Here is a 319-nt window from a genome sequence, read left to right on the forward strand (position 1 = left end):
GGGGATAATCATAACTAAGCATTTTTTAACATAAGCCAGATTCTTCGCTACTAAAGGATCTGACGGGGATAGGTAGGATTTTCTATATATTTATTATTTGTTCTATTTATGGAAAAGTAAATAAACACAACGGAGGGGGAAGAGAAATGGAAGTGAATGTAACCAGAAGGCAGTTTCTTAAATTGTCTGGTGCAGTAGCTGCTACTTTGGCAGTTGTTGAGCTTGGATTTGACGAGAAGTCAGTAAAAGCACAGTCAGAAGAATTTAAGATTGCGAAACTATCGCCAACACCTACTATTTGTCCTTATAGTTCTGTAGG

General features: G+C 37.3%; 1 protein-coding gene. It reads left to right on the forward strand.

Features of this window, described 5'->3' with window-relative positions; all coding sequences use genetic code 11:
• Window positions 1-146: 146 nt before the first annotated feature.
• A partial coding sequence (locus tag PZE06_RS27455; RefSeq protein WP_275792312.1) for a twin-arginine translocation signal domain-containing protein occupies window positions 147-319 on the forward strand: 173 nt, incomplete at its 3' end.

This window comes from Robertmurraya sp. DFI.2.37 (assembly GCF_029211245.1).
GTDB classification, from domain to species: Bacteria; Bacillota; Bacilli; order Bacillales; family Cytobacillaceae; genus Robertmurraya; species Robertmurraya methanolica_A.